The organism is Pseudomonas brassicacearum (genome assembly GCF_003732265.1).
Taxonomy (GTDB): domain Bacteria; phylum Pseudomonadota; class Gammaproteobacteria; order Pseudomonadales; family Pseudomonadaceae; genus Aquipseudomonas; species Aquipseudomonas brassicacearum_D.
This window is the reverse complement of record NZ_MOBK01000281.1, coordinates 1-624: the sequence shown is the minus strand read 5'-3', so window position 1 is coordinate 624 and position 624 is coordinate 1. Positions and strand designations below refer to the sequence as shown.

At 60.4% G+C, this 624-nt stretch carries 1 protein-coding gene; it reads left to right on the top strand.

Annotated features, from left to right (window positions below):
- A partial coding sequence (locus BK660_RS31270) for a tRNA dihydrouridine synthase (protein ID WP_185045299.1) occupies nt 1-624 on the top strand: 624 nt, incomplete at its 3' end.

The window sequence follows — 624 nt, the reverse complement described above, 5'->3', positions numbered from 1 at the left end:
ATGTCGGCGGTACGCATCGGCCCATACACATTGCAGAACGGCTTGATTCTCGCCCCGATGGCGGGCGTCACCGATCAGCCCTTTCGTCAGCTGTGCAAGCGTTTGGGCGCAGGGCTTGTAGTCTCGGAAATGGTCACCAGTGACATGAGCCTGTGGAACACCCGCAAGTCGCGCATGCGCATGATCCACGAAGGCGATCCCGAGCCACGCTCGGTACAGATTGCCGGTGGTGATGCACAGATGCTGGCGGATGCAGCCCGGGCCAACGTCGAACTGGGCGCACAGATTATTGATATCAACATGGGTTGCCCGGCAAAGAAGGTCTGCAACAAGGCCGCCGGTTCCGCGTTGTTGAAAGATGAAGCACTGGTCACCGAGATCCTGCAGGCCGTTGTGGCTGCGGTTGATGTGCCGGTCACCCTGAAGATCCGCACCGGTTGGGATCGCGACAACAAGAACGGTCTGACCGTGGCGAAGATCGCCGAGCAGGCCGGGATCTCCGCGCTGGCAGTGCATGGCCGCACTCGCGCCGATCTGTACAAGGGTGAAGCCGAGTACGACACGATTGCCGCGATCAAGCAGGCGGTGTCGATCCCGGTGTTTGCCAATGGCGATATCGATTCG